Genomic DNA, 16607 nt, shown 5'->3' on the forward strand with positions numbered 1-16607 from the left:
CGCACTTGGAGTGCAACGAAGAAACGCCGCTGCGGCTGCTGCGGCGCAAGATGCCGCGCGCCATGTGCTTTGTTACGTTCACGCATGACCCGCGGTGTCAGCAAGTCGTTGCACCTGTGTCGTACCGGAGGAGGCCGGTACGCACGTTAGAACGCCTTAGCAACGCTTGAGGACACCCTGGGAGGGGATTTCAGATGGATTCGTCGCTCGCGCTTCACCGCGGCCGCGCGCCGCTCACCGTGCTTGCCCTGTCGATCGGACTGGTGCTGAGCCACGCCGCGCATGCACAACAGACCCCGGAAGCGGCTGCGGCCGCACCCGATGCGGTCGACCTGGACAAGGTGGAAGTCAAGGCCACCTACCGCGAAAGCCTGCAGCAGTCGCTGGACGAAAAGCGCTACAGCGTCGAGCAGGTCGATGCGATCTACGCCGAGGACATCGGCAAGTTTCCCGATCTGAACCTGGCCGAATCGATGCAGCGCATCGCCGGTGTCTCCATCGACCGCGAAGGCGGCGAAGGCCAGCAGATTTCCGTACGCGGCCTGGGTTCGGATTTCACCCGCGTACGCATCAACGGCCTGGAAGCGCTGTCCACCGCAGGCAGCGGCACCACCGGCGTCAACCGCAGCCGCGGCTTCGACTTCAACACCTTCGCCTCCGAGCTGTTCAGCCGGGTCAAGGTCAACAAGACCCAGTCGGCGCAGATGGATGAAGGCTCGCTGGGCGCCACCGTCGACCTGCGCGCATCGCGGCCGTTCGATTTCGAAGGCTTCCAGGCCTCGCTCAACGGCCAGTACGGCTACAACGAACTGTCGCGCTCGAAAGACCCGCGCGTGTCTGCGCTGCTGAGCAACACCTGGGCCGATGGCCGCTTCGGTGCGCTGATGTCGGTGGCGTGGAGCAAGCGCACGATCTTCGAGGAAGGCTACAACCCGGTGCGCTGGGAGCACGGCAACTACCGCAATTCCAACCAGGCCACCGCCGCCAACAACGGCACCTACGGCTTCTGCAGCCCGGCCGGCTACGACCCGCAGACGCCGCGCAACCCGGCCGCGAATGAAACCGCGCAGGGCGTCGGCAGTGCCGCCAACCAGGCGCGCAGCAATGGCTGGGGCAGCTACGGCATCGATGCCACCCACTGCGGCACCGGCATCGACCGCCGGGCGGCGACCGCCGAGAACATCGCCGCCTACGAGACGGCCACCAATGCGTGGATTCCGCGTTACCCACGCTACATCCGCACCGAACACGAGATCGAGCGGCTCGGTGTCACCGGCGCGCTGCAGTTCCGCTTCAGCCCGGACAGCCTGCTCAACCTCGACCTGATGTACTCCAAGCTGGACAAGGACCAGCGCGAGGATTCGATCGGCGCCAACCTGCACCGCACCGCGCAGTACGGCGGCAAGACCCAGATCGTGGTGCGTGAGGCGCAGGTGGATGCGCAGAACCGGCTGGTCTACGGCGTGTTCGACAACGTCGACTTCCGCACCGAATCGACCGCCATCGAGGAGAGCACCGAGTTCAAGCAGGCCAGCCTGAACTTCGAGCACCGCTTCAACGATGCGCTGCGCCTGGATGCGCTGGTTGGTCATTCCTCGTCCAGCTTCGAGCGGCCGGTGTTCTCCATGGTCAGCTTCGACAACAGCAACCTGGATGGCTTCGTGCTGGACATGCGCAACGGCGCCAGCATGCCATCGATGACCTTCCCCTTCGCGCTGGGCGATGCGGCCTCGTGGCAGTGGCTGGGCTACGGCACCGCGCCGGTGAATGCCAACGGCACCGCGCGTGGCGGCAACATCAGCGAAGTGCGCTTGAACCCGCAGTACGTGGACAACAGCTTCGACACCGCCAAGGTCGACCTGACCTTCAACGTGTCGCCCACCTTCACCCTGCGCGGCGGCCTGGCCTACAAGGACTACGGCATGCGCACGCAGGAGTACCGCAACATAAGCTACGGCCGCATGTCGCAGGCGCTGCCCGACGGCGTCGGCGTAGGTGACCTGTCCACCACGCTCGATGGCTTCGGCAAGGGCCTGGATGGCAGCACGCCGGGCAGCTGGCTGATCCCCGACTTCAACCGCATCGCCGAGCTGCTGGACATCTACTGCAACTGCAACACCGGCACCCTCGGCGGTGACTACCGCCTGGCCGGCGTCGGCCATTTCGGTGCATCGAACAACAACTTCGACGTGACCGAAAAGAGCTATGCCAGCTACCTGCAGCTGGACTTCAACACCGAGCTGTGGGACCGGCCGTTCCGCGGCAACCTCGGCCTGCGTTACGTGCGCACCGAGATCGACGCCAGTGGCTACGCGCCGTGCCAGGCGGCCAGCAGCAGTGACCTGTCGGCAGCCTGCGAACCCTTCCTGGGCGTGGCCAGCGCCACCGCCGATGCCGGCGAGCGCCTGCTGGTGGCCACCACCGTCGGCCATCGCTACGACGACTGGCTGCCCTCGCTGAACCTGGCCTGGGACCTGACCGACAGCGTGGTGCTGCGCTTCGGTGCGGCCAAGACGATGGCCCGGCCAACCCTGTCCAACCTGTCGCCCAGCGTCAGCGGTGGCCCGACCAGCTTCCTCGACGAGGACCGCTACTACTCGATCAACCTGGGCAACCCGAAGCTGGATCCGTTCCGCTCCACCAACTACGACCTGAGCGCGGAGTGGTACTTCCAGGAAGGCGCCCTGCTGTCGGCGGCGGTGTTCTACAAGGACATCGAAACCTACGTGCAGCGCACCCGCCTGCTGACCACCTGGGGTGACATGGGTTACTCGCTGGACCTGCTGCCGGCCGGCTTCAGCCCGAACACGCTGTTCAACGTGCAGAGCTACTTCAACACCCCGGGCGGTCCGTTGAAGGGCTTTGAGCTGACCTACCAGCAGCCCTTCACCTTCCTGCCCGGCTTCTGGAAGAACTTCGGCGTGCAGCTGAACTACACCCACGTCGATTCGAAGATCAAATACCTCTTCAGCTCCGGCAGTGGCGACACCATCGTCACCACCTACACCGAGAACGACCTGCTGAACCTGTCGCCCAACTCGTACAACGCCACCGTGTACTACGACGACGGCCGCTTCAGCGCGCGCGTTTCCACCAGCTACCGCGATGCCTACATCAACCAGATCCTGACCCAGGAAAACGTCTGGGACCTGGACGGCAACCAGTACGCCACCGCCGACGTCACCGGCAAGTACAGCGTCAAGAACGTGGATTTCAACATGTCCTGGAAGTTCAACAAGCAGCTGACCGTCAGCTTCGAGGCGATCAACCTGCTGGACAGTGCCGACGAACGCTACGTCGATTCGGCGCTGTCACTGCCCGACCGCTACACCCACACCGGGCGCCAGTACTACCTGGGGCTGCGCTACAAGTTCTGAGTGCACGCCCTGCACCGCCGTACCGCACCGCCGCCATGCCGCTGCACCGTCGAATGCTGCTGAAAGGAAGGTTCCATGCACCGTACCGCTTCTGTCCTGCCCCGCCCGCGCCGTCGCCTGCTGGTGGCCGCGCTGTCGCTGGCCACTGCGCTGCCCGCGTTGGCCGCACCGTCGCCGACGCTGCTGTTCCACGTCGACGCCAACCAGGGGCTGACCGCCGTGACGGCGCAGGGCGAAGCGGTGCCGAACTTCCGCGACAAGGCGGCGGTGGTTGCTGACGGGGCACGCGGCAAGGCCATCCAGTGGGAAGACGACGGCGTGCTGGCCTGGGATGCACCGGGCAACATCCTGGCCCAGCGCGGCACCCTGGCGTTTGACTGGCGCCCCCGCTACGCGGTGGGCGAAGCACCGTTCGTGATCTTCCGCGTCGGCTATGCCGACCACAGCAGCTGGGACATGGCCTGGCTGCGCATCGACTGGAACGGCCACGGCTTCGATGCCTTCGTCACCGATGCCAACCTGGCACGCACCCGTGTGTCGTTCCGCATGGACACGCCGCCGCGGCCGGAGCAGTGGCTGCACCTTGCCTTTGCCTGGGACGAGGACCAGGGCGTGCGCCTGTTCGTCGATGGCCGCGAAGTGGCGCGTGCGCAGGCGACCGGTGACTACGACGCGGCGCTGGACCAGCTCGGCCTGGCCGGGCGGGTGATGGCGCCCTACCAGGTGCAGAGCCGCTACAACTTCCTGCGTGGCAGCGATTTGCAGCACATCCGCGTGTACGACCGCATGCTCGACGCCCCCGCCGTGCAGGCACTGGCAGGCGGCAAGGCGCCGGCCAGCGCGGTGGCGCCGGCCAGCGACGAGCGCGCGTGGCGCCATCGCTTCGGCTGGGAAGGTGCGGCACCGCCGGCACTGGCGTCGGCCGGCACGCGCATCCGCAAGATCGAGTTCGCCGATACGCGCGACCACAAGGCGTGGATGTGGAAGGCCACCGACGGCATCGCTGAAACCACCTGGCCGGGCGTCTACAACCGCTCGCGCCTGCCCGGCCGCAACGACTACTTCCAGCTGCCGGACTGGAACACCTACGTGGAAAGCGGCCAGCACCTGGACCTGACCCTGCCGGCCGGCGAGACGGTGAACCGCATGGAGATCCGCGGTGCGGCATTCGGCAGCCTGGCGCATGGGCCCGACGCCGAACATGCCACCGAGGTGCTGGCCACGCGCCCGCGCGGCGTGGTGCGCAGCGTGCAGGACATTCCCGCGCAGCAGGGCGGCGTGCTGCGTTTCAGCAACGTCGAACAGGAAACCCCCATCCAGGAAATCTGGGCCTACAACGTGAGCGAGGGCGCCGAGCCGGAAGGCACGGTCAAGCAGACCTACGTGATCGACAGCCAGGCCCTGCCCGATTACACCAACCTCGATGCGCTGCGGCACTACATCGATGGCCGCTTCCCGGCCGCCGAACGCAGCACGGTGATGGCCCTGCCCAAAGGCGCGGGTTCGCGTCGCCGTGGTGCCGACAGCCTGCCGACGCAGCCGCGGCCGATCGTGCACGTGCTGATCCCCTCGGGCGTCGGTGACGCGCCGGCCAACCAGCCGTTGATCCGCAGCTGGGCCTACAGCTGGGAGAACATGCACGACGGCCTGGACGGCGTGGCCATCGACCTTCCCGCGCTGGACCTGCCGGCCACCCACGACGGCCTGATCCCGCTGAACATCCGTGTCAAGGATCCGATCTGGCCGGCACGCGACATGATCGATGTCTCGGTGTCGGTGCAGCCGGGGCAGAAGCGCACGCTGTGGCTGGACCTGCGCGACCGCATCCTCACCCCCGACAGCCTGTGGCTGAGCATCGCCTCGGCCGCGCCGGGCTTCGATGCCGCCGCGGTGGACGGCGCGCAGATCCGCCTGGTGTTCAAGCCGCGCGCCGAAGCGCTGAAGGAACACGTAGCCGACCGCTTCAACCAGGTGCGCGACAACTGGGGCTTCCTGGTCGAGGAACACACCACCTCCAAGCGCCAGCGCCTGTATGCGCGCGTGTATGCCGACCTCAGCGACCTGCTGCGGGTGGACCCGGACCACGAGCTCGGCCGCCTGTACTGGAACTACATCAGCTACAACAGCCAGGGCCGCCCGCCCTACACCGCACCGGCCGTGCCCAAGGGCTTGCCGGCGTGGGCGTTCAACCAGGTGCAGGACCTGGCCCAGGTACGCCAGTTCGTCGACTGGTGGATCGACGAGCGGCAGGTGGCCTACGGCGATTTCGGCGGCGGCATTTCCGATGATTCCGACCTGACCCAGCAGTGGCCGGGCCTGGCGCTGATGGGCGTGCAGCCGGATCGCCTGAACGCCTCGCTGACCGCGCTGTCCGATGCGGTGTACCGCAATGGCATGTTCAGCAATGGCCTGAGCACGATCGAGACCGACGAACTGCATTCCTACGAGGAAGGCATCAACACCAACAGCGCCATGCTCTACCTCAACTGGGGCGATCCGTTGACCGTGGAGCGCCTGATGGAAACGGTGAAGGCGTTCGACGAGCGCATCATCCTTCGTAATCCGCAGGGCAATCTGCTGTTCTCCAGCAACTGGTTCGGTGGCAACAAGGTCTACCGCGAGCCGAACTGGCAGTGGCAGAAGCCCTATTCGTTCCCGGTGCTGCACCCGGCGTTCCTGCTCGGCCAGTACAACGCCGATCCGACCGGCCGCAAACTGGTGATCGGTTTGGCCGATGGCTACCTGGCCCACGCGGGCACTGACGAGAAGGGCCGCTTCACCCTGCCCAACGAGATCAACTGGGCCACCGGTGCCACCCGCGGCGGCGAGTTGAACAATGGCTCCGGCGGCGGCGACACCATGCACACGTTCTGGGCCGCGTGGCGCTGGACCGGCGATGCGAAGTACCTGCAGGCGCTGGACTACCGCGTGGCCCGTGGCGGGCCGGGCGCGCTGGCCAACCTCGGCGAGAACTACGTCGAAGTCCTGGGCCGGCAGCAGGACTGGTACCCGAAGCTCACCGCCGAGGCCGACGCCGGCAAGACTGGCTTCGCCAGCCTGATGGCCTGGCAGGCCAGCGGCGATACGAAATACATCGACGCGCTGCACGCTGACGGCCTGCAGGCCAAGGTGCAGCGCGCCTACATGAACACCGAGGGCCACTGGTGGTCCGACCGCGTGGAAGCGCCCAGCGAGTTCCTGCAACGCGCGCGCCTGGGCGGCATCGCACTGAAGCGCAACCAGAGCTGGCCCGGCCACACGGTCAGCTGGCGCTTCGACCGCGACGGTGCCGCCGAGCAGGTTGCCCTGCTGGTGCACGCGCCCTCGCGCGAACGCTTCACCGTGACCAGCCATAACCTGGGCACGCGCACCATCGCCGCCGACATGACCGGCTGGAACGTGGCCAGCGGCACCTGGCGCGTGCGTAGCGGCGTGGACGCCGATGGTGATGGCCGCATCGACGGTACCGCCGCCGAACGCACCGTGCAGCTGGAAACCAGCGCCTCGGTACCGATGCAGTTCCGCCCGGGCCGCACCGAGGTGTTCGAGTTCGAGCGGATCAGCGCCGGCACGCCGGTGGAGACCCGCGCGGATCTCGGCATCGGCCGTGGCGATGTGCGCGTGGATGGCCGCCAGGTGCATGTGACCGTGCACAGCCTGGGTCATGCCGGCAGCGGAATGGGCGTGGCGGTGCTGGAGGATGCGCGGGGTCGCGAGATCGCACGTACCGAGGTGCCGGCCATGGCCGCGCCGGTGGACCTGCAGCCGAAGACGGTGGTGGTGTCGCTGCCCCTGCCGGCGGGTGACCGCAGTGGCCTGCGCGTGCGCGTGGCGCTGGCCGATGGTGGCGAGGAAGTGACCCGGTTGAACAACGTGGCCGACGTGCCGCGTTGATGGGAGGCGGAGCCGCCGGGCCTGGCCCGGCGCTACCGTGATTCAGCGCGACGGAGGTGGGTAGCGCCGGGCCATGCCCGGCGGGACGCGGTCAGGCCGCGTCGGTCTCCATCATCTTCACCCGGCGCTGGTACCAGCCATCGTCGAGCGGATCGAACACGGCGCTGCGTTCCATCACGCCCTGGTAAACATGCACCGACACCGCCACGTCGGTATCGCTGGCGTTGCGCAGCGTGTGGTACTCGTGCGGCGGGATCAGGCTGCCGGCGCTGCCGCGGTAGCCGTACAGGGCTTTCTGCGCGGCGAAGCGGTGGCGGTCGCCCTGCCGTTCCAGCAGCGCATGGGGGGTGACGATCAGCTCGCCCTGCCAGACCCCTTCCACGCACCACATTGCATCGTGGTCGTGCAGCGGCGTGCCCTGCCCCGGGCCCCAGCACATGGCGATGACGCTGTAGCCCAGGGTCGGGCTGCGGTGCAGTTCGCGGCGTGCGTAGTGGCCGTCCACCGGGCGGCGCACGCATGGCGGCAGTTCGATGAGCGGATCGATGATGGCCTCGCGCAGCACTTTCTGCAGTGCGTGGGTGATCAGCGCCGGATCCGCCAGGCAGACCGCGCCGTCGACGGCCGCCAGCAGGCGATCCCGGCCCATGAACGGCAGTGGTGTGAACGTCGCTCCCATGTCGGCCAGTCTAGGCGAGCCGGGTTAACAGAATGTTTTCAGAGCTTCATCTTTTTCAGATGGTGCGAATTGAGGAGACGTTAGGCGCAGATCGCTGCATTTTAGTGGCGTTGGCCGCATCATGGCAGCAGCAGTATGCGCAGCTCCGGTACCTCGCGCGCCAGTTCCGTGGCCACCAGGGTGGCGAACACCCGCGCGCCCTCGTCGCCCAGGTGGGTGTAATCGAAGGCCTGTTTGGCCTGCCCCATCGGTTCCAGCGCGGCGTTCTGCACCGTCGCCGGCGCGCCGGCCAGGGCCGGGCTGGCGCCGACCGTGGTGCCGCCCAGGGCGCTGGCCACCTGCGCCTGCGTGGCGGGTGCCTGCGCAAGCCGCATCGCCGCCACCGGCCCCAGCGCCTGCACCAGGGCGCGGCTGCGGCCATGCAGATCGACCAGCGGCACCTGCAGTTCGCGCGCCACCGCACGCACGCTGTCGGCCCATGGTGCGAGGTCGTCCACCAGCACGCCATCGACGAACTGGCGGCGGGTCAGCGGGGTCAGCAGCACCGGTTTGGCGCCGGCCGCGCGCACCTGCTGCACGTAGCGGCGCAGGTTGTCGGGAAACTCATGCTGCAGGTCGGTCGAGCGCCCCGGCTTGCCCGGCTGGTCGTTGTGGCCGAACTGGATCAGCACCCAGGTCGCGGCGTAGCCCGGCGTGCGCATCTCCGCCTCGACCAGCGCCCATGAGCCCTCGGCGCGATAGTTGTAGGTGCTGCGGCCACCGCGCGCCAGGTTCAGGCAGGCAGCGAACGAGGTCACGTGGTCGGCGCAGAAGGCCGGGCCCCAGCCGCCCTGCACGGCGGTGGTGGAATCGCCGACCAGCACGATCTTGCTGGCGCGGATCGGCGTGGGCGCGGGGCGGTCGCTGATCGACGGGTCGACGGCGGCGTGGGCCGCACCGGCCACGGCCAGGGCAAACAGGAAAGGCAGCAGGCGCATCTCAGGCAGTACCTCGTTGCAGGAACGGGACGCGCTGGTAGAGCTCGCGCTCGCCACCGCGCGGGTCATCGGCGCCACGGCTGCGCACGTCGAACAGCATCGTGCGCCGCTGCGGCAGGGTGTACGGCGCCCAGTCCGCCAGCCCGGCGTGGTTGGGGTCGCCGTGGCGGGCGAAGGCGATCAGCGCGTCGCTCATGGTGCCCGCCAGCGCGCGTGCGTCTTCGCCACCGCCGGTGCGCGCCGTGGGCAGGCCGGCGTTGTCGAACACCAGCGGGATGTCCAGGGTGTGGAAGGCGCGCAGGCGTCCCTCTTCCACCGGCGAGGGCCAATCGAGCTGGTAGGACCAGGTCGGCGCTGCCGTAGCCGGCTGCCGCGCACGCGCTTCCAGCTCCTCCACCGCACCGCGCCAGGAGCGCCCGGCGGTGGTGGCGGCGAAGAACACCTCCGACGCCGTGTAGTGCGGATAGAGGCGGCGGTAGTGCTCGATCACCACCGACGGCAGCAGGTCGACGAACTGCTGTTTCTCCAGCTGCGCCGGCAGGGTGTTCCAGTCCAGCGCGAAGTTGCCCGGGTCGTTGCCGAGGAAGGCGCGGGTTTCATCGTGGGTGTTGCCGATCACCATCGGGATGCCGGCCGACTGTGCCGGTGCCTGTGGCCAGAACGGATGCGCCGGCAGCACCACCTCGTCCAGCACCGGCCCGAAATACAGCGTGGTGTCTTCCACCCGCGACGGATCGCGGGCTCGGGTGGCTGCCAGCAGGTCAGCCGCCGGCAGGCGCAGCAGCGCCGCGAGGTCCGGCGCGTGCACCGCCTCCATCGCCACCGCCGCGCGCTGTGCGGCCGCGCGCGGACCGGCGGCGGTGACCTGCTGGCCGCTCATGGTCCACGCCCGCTGGAACAGGCCGCGTGCGGCCGGCATCGCCATCAGCGTGGCGATCTTGGCGCCGCCGCCGGACTGGCCGAACACGGTGATGTTGCCGGGGTCGCCACCGAACGTCGTAGCGTGCTCGCGCACCCACTGCAACGCCTGCACCAGGTCCAGCTGGCCGACATTGCCGGACGCGGCGTAGCGTGGGTCGCCCAGCGCGCCCAGGTACAGGTAGCCGAAGGTGTTCAGGCGATGGTTGAGGGTGACCACCACCACGTCGCCGCGCCGGCACAGCGCGCTGCCGTCGTACAGCGGGTCGCTGCCGGAGCCGTTGTTGAAGCCGCCCCCGTGGATGTAGACCAGCACTGGCCGCCGCGCGCGCGCATCCAGCGCCGGCGTCCACACGTTGAGGAACAGGCAGTCCTCGCTGCCGGGGCCTTCGGCGCCCCCCTGCGGTGCTGCCGCGCCGTACTCCAGCGCGTCGGCGATGCCGCGCCACGCCACCTCGGGCCGGGGTGGCTGGAAGCGGTAGGTGGCCGTGTCCGCGCCGTAGCGCAGGCCGCGGAACACCAGCACGCCCTGTTCGCGCTGGCCGCGCACCCGGCCGCCACGCACCCGTGCCAGCACCTGGGTGTCACCGCGCGGGCCGGGCGCCGCCAGCGCCGATGGCAGTGCCGCCACGGTGGCCGTGGCCAGTGCCCAGCGCGCGCTGTCGCGCAGGAAACGGCGGCGCTGCAGATCGTTCGGCGCGGTGTTCATCGGCTACCCCGGGGTCGGATCCCCTCGCCAGAGGAGAGGGGATCTGACCCCACCCCCGTCTCACCCGCAGCCGCCAGCCACGCCTCCGCCAGCAGTGGCCATACCGCCAGCGTCGACCCCGCCGGCATGCGCATCCCGAAACCATGGCCACCGTGGGCGAACAGATGCAGCTCGTGCTCGACCCCGGCCGTGGCCAGTGCCGCAGCCATCAGCTCGCTGTTGTGCACGCTCACCACGCGGTCGTCGTTGGCATGCACCAGCAGGGTCGGCGGCATGTCCGCGCGCACCTGCTGCTGCATCGAATACTGCGCGGCCAGCGTCGTATCGCGGTGCTCGCCGAGCAGGCGCCCGCGCGAGCCGCTGTGCGCATGCGCACCCATGTCGATGACCGGATAGACCAGCACCGCGCGGGCCGGGCGCGCGCTCAGCCGGTCGATGGCATCGCGTGCCGGGTACACCGCGGCATCGAAGCCGGTCGCCAGCCGCGCAGCGACGTGGCCGCCGGCGGAAAAACCCATCACCGAGACGCTGCCGGCATCCAGACCGCGCCGCGCGGCCTGCTCGCGCACCACCCGCAGCGCACGCTGCGCATCGGCCAGCGCGGCCTGGCGGTCGCGGCCGGGCTGCGGTAGGCGGTAGCGCAGCACGAACAGGGTGTAGCCGGCGCGGTCCACCCATTCCGGCACGAGCGCACTGTCTTCCTTGTCGATCACCACGCGCTGGTAGCCGCCACCGGGGACGACCAGCAGCGCGCGCCCGTTCGGCCGTGCCGGTGCATGCACCAGCAGGTAGGGCGCATCGACCTGGTCGACGTAGCGGTCGGGGTGCGCCGGGTCGCTGCTGCGCTCGACCACCCGCGCCGGTCGCGCCGGGCCCTGCTCGCCGGGAACCTGGCCGTCCGGCCACAGGGCGATCCGCTCGCCGGCCAGCTCCTGGCCGGGGCGTTCGTTGTCGCGCGGCGGCGCGGCGGTCGAGGTCAACGGCAGGGCCAGAAACAGCCCGCACAACAACAGCACGACAGGACGCAGACGCATGGCAGGCAACGGCTCCGGCAGGACGGGGACAGGGTGCCTGGTGCATCCAGTGGCAGCACGTGATGCGCTGCGGCTTGCACGATGACACCGGTTTACCATATACACCTCCTGCAGACGCTGTCGATGGGCAGTGCAACAAACACAGGGAGACCGTTCTTGAGCAACGAACACGGCACACATGGGCAGACGCCGCCGCCGGACGATGCGGCCGCGATCGCCCAGGCCTTCACCACCGCCCGCCGCGCCGGGCAGTCATTGGCCACATTCCCGGGCACCATCCCGGACACTCTGGTGGGTGCCTACCAGGTGCAGGACCTGGCCATCGCCGCCTGGGATGACCGCGTGGTCGGCTGGAAAGTGGGTTACATCGCCGCCGAGCGCCGTGATGTGTCCGCGGATGACCGCCTGCTGGGCCCGGTTTTCTCTCGTCAGCTGAAAAATGCTACCGGTGGAACAACAGACATTCCGGTGTTCGTCGGCGGCTTTGCCGCGGTCGAAGCGGAGTACGTGCTGGAGCTGTTGGAGGACGCTCCGGCCGGACAACTGCACTGGTCGCCGGAACAGGCCGAGGCCCTGCCCGCGCGCCTGTACATCGGCGTGGAAGTGGCCAGCAGCCCGCTGGCCACCATCAACGAACTCGGCCCGCGCGTGGTGGTGTCCGATTTCGGCAACAACAACGGCCTGGTGCTGGGGCCGGAGATCGTCGACTGGACCGCACGCGACGAAACCTCGCTGCGCGCCGAGACGCTGATCGAAGGCGAAGTGGTCGGCACTGGTGGTGCGACGCGCCTGCCGGGTGGCCTGCGCGCCGCCTATGCGTTCGCACTGTCCCGTTCGGCGCTGCGTGGCCGGCCGCTGCGCAAGGGCGACCTGATCGCCACCGGCAACGCGACCGGCATCCATGACATCACCGCCGGGCAGACCGCGCTGGTGCGTTTTGCCGGCTTCGGCGACATTGCCTGCCGGGCCGTTCCAGCGGGATGACCGCCGGCCTGCCCTGGTGAACACGCGCGGGAGGGCGCAGATGATCACACGACGTAATTTCCTGGCCGGTGGCGCTGCAGCCCTGGCCACGCCGATGCTCGCGGCCTGTGGCCGCGGGCCGGCCGCTGGCGTTGACGGCGGCGCCCTGCTGACCGCCACCGACGTGCACGTGGCCGACTACCCCACCGTCACCGCGGTGAAGTGGATCGGCGAAACGCTGGAACGCGAGACCAATGGCCGCCTGCGGCTGCGCCAGTATCACTCGGGCCAGCTCGGCCGCGAGTCGGAAGCGATCGACATGGCCCGCTTCGGTGCCATCGACATCACCCGCGTCTACGCCGGTGCGCTGAACAACGCCTTCCCGCTGACCCAGGCGCTGTGCCTGCCCTACGTGTTCAAGTCGGTGGCGCACCAGCGTGCCGCACTGGACGACGGCGTGGCCGAGGCCGTGCTGCGCGGTTTCGAGCGCCGCGACCTGGTCGGCCTGGCGATCTACGATTCCGGCGCGCGCTGCTTCTACAACACCAAGCATCCGATCGTTTCGCCGAAGGACCTGCATGGGCTGAAGCTGCGCGTGGCCTCCTCGGACATCTTCATCCAGCTGATGCGCCTGCTCGGTGCCAACCCCACGCCGATGTCGCTGGGCGATACGTTCTCGGGCATGGAAACGCACATGATCGATGGTGCCGAGAACAACATGCGCAGCTTCCACTCCAGCCGTCATTTTGAGGCCGCGCACTACTGGTCGCAGAGCGATCACTCCTACGCGCCGGACGTGCTGCTGATGTCGCGTGCCAGCTTCGAACGCCTGTCGCCGGATGACCGCCAGTTGCTGCTGCACACCGCGCGTGCGTCTGTGAACGTGATGCGCGAGCAGTGGGATGCATCGGAAAGCATTGCGCGCCGCGCGGTGCTCGACTTCGGGGTGAAAGCCAACGAAGTGGACATGCCCGCCTTCCGCGCCGCGGCCCAGCCGCTGCTGAAGGAGTACCTGCAACAGCCGGACATCGCCGCGCTGGTCGACCGCATCCGCGCTGCCTGAGGAACCTGCCATGACCGAGACCTTGCCGCCCGCCGCCGGGCCGGGACAGCGCCTGCTGGACCGCATCGCCGACATCGCCATCTACTGTGCCGTCGCCGCCCTCCTCGGGCTGGTGGTGGTGCAGGGCTGGCAGGTGTTCGCCCGCTACGTCATCAACGATTCGCCCAGCTGGACCGAGCCGGTCACCCTGCTGCTGCTGGCCACGGCGATGAGCCTCGGTGCGGCCTGCGGCGTGCACACCAACCGTCACTTCGGCTTCTTCCTGCTGCACGCCTACATGGGCCCCGGCCTGCGCCGCGCGGTGGACGTGCTGATCCAGCTGGTGGTGGCAGTACTGGGCGGCTTCATCGCCTTCTGGTCGGCCGACCTGCTGCTGGACGGGATGGACATCAAGACTGCCGGTGCCAACCTGCCGCAGAGCATCAACTACCTGCCGCTGGCGGTGGGTGGTGCGCTGATGGTGCTGTTCGCACTCAACCGTGCGTGGAAAGCGCTTCAGGCCAGCGACGCTGGCAGCGACGACGCTGAAGGAGATCGTTGACCCATGGGCATCACCATCCTGTTCGCCGTATTCGCCGTGCTGCTGCTGCTCGGCGTGCCGGTGGCCTACGCACTGGCCGCGGCCGCGCTGGCCACCCTGCTCTACCTGGACATCCCCAGCATCGTGCTGGTGCAGCAGATCTCGGCCGGCACCGGCTCGGCCTCGCTGATCGCCATTCCATTGTTCATCTTCGCCGGCGAAATCATGATGCGCGGCGGCATCTCCGAGCGCCTGATCGCACTGGCGTCCTCGCTGGTCGGCCGCATGCGCGGTGGCCTGGGCCAGGTGTCGATCCTGTCCTCGCTGTTTTTCGGCGGTGTATCCGGTTCGGCCATCGCCGATGTCTCGGCGGTCGGCGGCACGATGATTCCGCAGATGGTCAAGCGCGGCTATGACCGTGACTTCGCGGTCAACGTCAGCATCACCGCCGCACTGGTGGCGCTGCTCGTGCCGCCCTCGCACAACCTGATCCTGTTCTCGGCCGCTGCAGGTGGTGGCCTGTCCATCGCTGATCTGTTCGCTGCGGGCATCGTGCCGGCACTGCTGATGACCGTCGCCCTGATGCTGACCGGCTACGCCGTGGCACGCCGCCGCGGCTATGGCGTGGAAATCTTCCCGGGCTGGCGCGCGGTGCTGCTGCGCGTGATCTCCGCCCTGCCCGGCCTGGGCCTGGTGGCGCTGATCTTTGTCGGTATCCGTGCCGGCATCTTCACCGCGGTGGAGAGCGCGGCCATCGCCGTGGTCTACGCCCTGCTGGTGACCACCGTGCTGTACCGGCAGCTGCGCTGGCGCGAATTCTTCGACACGGTCATCCATGCCGCGCGCAGCACCGGCGTCATCCTGTTCGTCATCGCCACCGCCGCGGTGTTCGGCTGGCTGCTGGCCTACCTGCAGGTGCCGACCGCCGCGGTGGACTTCCTGCAGTCGTTCGCGCACAGCCAGTTCATGGTGCTGCTGATGATCGTGGTGATGCTGCTGCTGCTGGGCACCTTCATGGACCTGGCGCCGATGATCCTGATCTGCACGCCGATCTTCCTGCCGGTGGCCAAGGCCTATGGCATCGATCCGATCCACTTCGGCCTGGTGCTGGTGTTGACCGGTGGCCTCGGCCTGGTGACGCCGCCGGTGGGCTCGGTGCTGTTCATCGGTACGTCGATCGGCAAGATCACCGTCGGCCAGAGCATGCGCACCATCTGGCCGTTCTGGTTCGCCGCGCTGGCGGTGCTGCTGATCGTCACCTTCTTCCCGCAGCTGTCGCTGTGGCTGCCGGCCGCGCTGCGCGCATGATCCGGCGTCGCGCGCTGCCGTTGCTGCTGGGTGTGGGCATGGCCGCCACCGCGGCCCATGCCGCGCCGCCAGCGGCAACGCCTGCAATTCCGGTGGGCCGCTTCAACGACGGGGTGAACCACTGGCGCAGCGGCCATGCGGACGGTTACGCACGGCTGGAACCGCAGCAGTACCGGGAGATCGCCGACAACCTGCTGTTGCTGCAACGCCGCTCCGGCGGCTGGCCGGTCAACCAGGACCCGCTGCGGGTGCTGGACGCCGCCGCGCGCGAGGCCACCCGCGCGGCCCAGGATGAGCCCGGCGGCAGCTTCGACAACCGCACCACCTATACCCAGGTCGATTACCTCGCCGAAGCCTTCGCCCGCAGCAACGACCGCCGCTATCGCGATGCCGCACTGCACGGACTCGATTTCATCCTCGACCAGCAGATCCGCAGTTGTGGCGGCTGGCCACATTCGGTGCCGGCGCGCACCGATTACCACGACCGCATCACCTTCGCCGACGACGTCACCAGCGGCGTGCTGACCACCCTGCGCCAAGTGCAGGACGCACCACGCTTTGCCTTCGTCGATGCCGCGCGCCGCACGCGGGTGGCTACGGCGGTGCAGCGCGGCGATGCCTGCCTGCTGCGACTGCAGGTACGCCAGCACGGCCAGCCGACGCTCTGGGCCGGCCAGTACGATGTCACCACGCTGCAGCCGGCACCCGGCCGCAGATTCGAACTGGCCGCGCTGGTGACCGACGAAAGCGTGGGCGTGGTGCGTTACCTGATGTCCATCCCCGATCCGTCGCCGCAGACGGTGCAGGCCATCGAGGGCGCGCTGGCGTGGTTCCAGGCCAACGCGCTGCACGGCCTGCGCCTGCAGACCGTCGACGCACCGGCCGAACAGTTCGCCCACCACCGCAGCACCGTCGATCGCCGCCTGTTGGCCGACCCGGCCGCACCGCTGCTGTGGGGCCGCTTCCACGATCTGGCCGACAACAGCGTGGTGCTGGCCAACCGCCAGGGGGAACGCCTGCAGAACTACGAACAGGTCGGCCGCGAGCGGCGCACCGGCTACCACTGGTATGGCACCTGGCCGCAGGCCCTGCTCGACCGCGACGCGCCCGCCTGGCGTGCGCGCATTGGCCGCCCTGCCCCCTGACTTTGAAACTGCACCCGCAC

The 16607-nt window shown here is 68.7% G+C and carries 11 protein-coding genes; 7 read left to right on the forward strand and 4 right to left on the reverse strand.

What is annotated here, in order from left to right; all coding sequences use genetic code 11:
- Window positions 1–194 precede the first annotated feature (194 nt).
- Both NQ204_RS06595 and NQ204_RS06600 read left to right on the forward strand, forming a co-directional pair.
- Window positions 195–3377 (forward strand): TonB-dependent receptor, encoded by a 3183-nt coding sequence (locus NQ204_RS06595; RefSeq protein ID WP_256643394.1) that lies wholly within the window; start codon window positions 195–197, stop codon window positions 3375–3377.
- Between the two features lie 75 nt (window positions 3378–3452).
- Window positions 3453–7271 (forward strand): LamG domain-containing protein, encoded by a 3819-nt coding sequence (locus NQ204_RS06600; RefSeq protein ID WP_256643395.1) that lies wholly within the window; start codon window positions 3453–3455, stop codon window positions 7269–7271.
- A 91-nt stretch (window positions 7272–7362) separates the two neighbouring features.
- Here the strand turns inward: NQ204_RS06600 and NQ204_RS06605 are convergent, their stop codons facing one another.
- The 4 genes from NQ204_RS06605 to NQ204_RS06620 form a co-directional block, all read right to left on the reverse strand.
- Window positions 7363–7950, reverse strand: a complete 588-nt coding sequence (locus NQ204_RS06605; protein ID WP_116863670.1) for a cysteine dioxygenase family protein — start codon at window positions 7948–7950, stop codon at window positions 7363–7365.
- Window positions 7951–8069: 119 nt separating this feature from the next.
- Entirely contained in the window at window positions 8070–8927 is an 858-nt protein-coding gene (locus tag NQ204_RS06610) for a rhamnogalacturonan acetylesterase (RefSeq protein WP_256643396.1), read from the reverse strand.
- Between the two features lies 1 nt (window position 8928).
- On the reverse strand, window positions 8929–10554 hold the full coding sequence (locus tag NQ204_RS06615; RefSeq protein WP_256643397.1) for a carboxylesterase/lipase family protein: 1626 nt from the start codon (window positions 10552–10554) through the stop codon (window positions 8929–8931).
- The gene (locus tag NQ204_RS06620) at window positions 10551–11588 is read right to left on the reverse strand and encodes an alpha/beta hydrolase (RefSeq protein ID WP_256643398.1); all 1038 of its coding nucleotides are present in this window, start codon (window positions 11586–11588) and stop codon (window positions 10551–10553) included. Before NQ204_RS06620 ends, NQ204_RS06615 begins: the two co-directional genes overlap by 4 nt.
- Before the next feature lie 156 nt (window positions 11589–11744).
- Here NQ204_RS06620 and NQ204_RS06625 point away from each other — a divergent pair, with 156 nt between their 5' ends.
- The 5 genes from NQ204_RS06625 to pelA are packed head-to-tail and all read left to right on the forward strand — an operon-like array spanning window position 11745 to window position 16587.
- Window positions 11745–12572 (forward strand): 2-keto-4-pentenoate hydratase, encoded by an 828-nt coding sequence (locus NQ204_RS06625; protein ID WP_256643399.1) that lies wholly within the window; start codon window positions 11745–11747, stop codon window positions 12570–12572.
- Between the two features lie 40 nt (window positions 12573–12612).
- A complete protein-coding gene (locus tag NQ204_RS06630; RefSeq protein ID WP_256643400.1) occupies window positions 12613–13614 on the forward strand; it encodes a TRAP transporter substrate-binding protein in 1002 nt (333 codons plus the stop codon).
- 10 nt (window positions 13615–13624) lie between these two features.
- Complete coding sequence (locus tag NQ204_RS06635) at window positions 13625–14155, forward strand: TRAP transporter small permease (RefSeq protein WP_256643401.1); 531 nt, start codon at window positions 13625–13627, stop codon at window positions 14153–14155.
- Window positions 14156–14158: 3 nt separating this feature from the next.
- Window positions 14159–15442, forward strand: a complete 1284-nt coding sequence (locus tag NQ204_RS06640) for a TRAP transporter large permease (RefSeq protein WP_108767194.1) — start codon at window positions 14159–14161, stop codon at window positions 15440–15442.
- The gene (pelA, locus tag NQ204_RS06645) at window positions 15439–16587 is read left to right on the forward strand and encodes a pectate lyase (protein WP_256643402.1); all 1149 of its coding nucleotides are present in this window, start codon (window positions 15439–15441) and stop codon (window positions 16585–16587) included. Before NQ204_RS06640 ends, pelA begins: the two co-directional genes overlap by 4 nt.
- The last annotated feature ends 20 nt before the right edge of the window (window positions 16588–16607 follow it).

Origin of the sequence: Stenotrophomonas testudinis (genome assembly GCF_024499815.1) — a bacterium.
In the GTDB taxonomy this organism is placed as follows: domain Bacteria; phylum Pseudomonadota; class Gammaproteobacteria; order Xanthomonadales; family Xanthomonadaceae; genus Stenotrophomonas.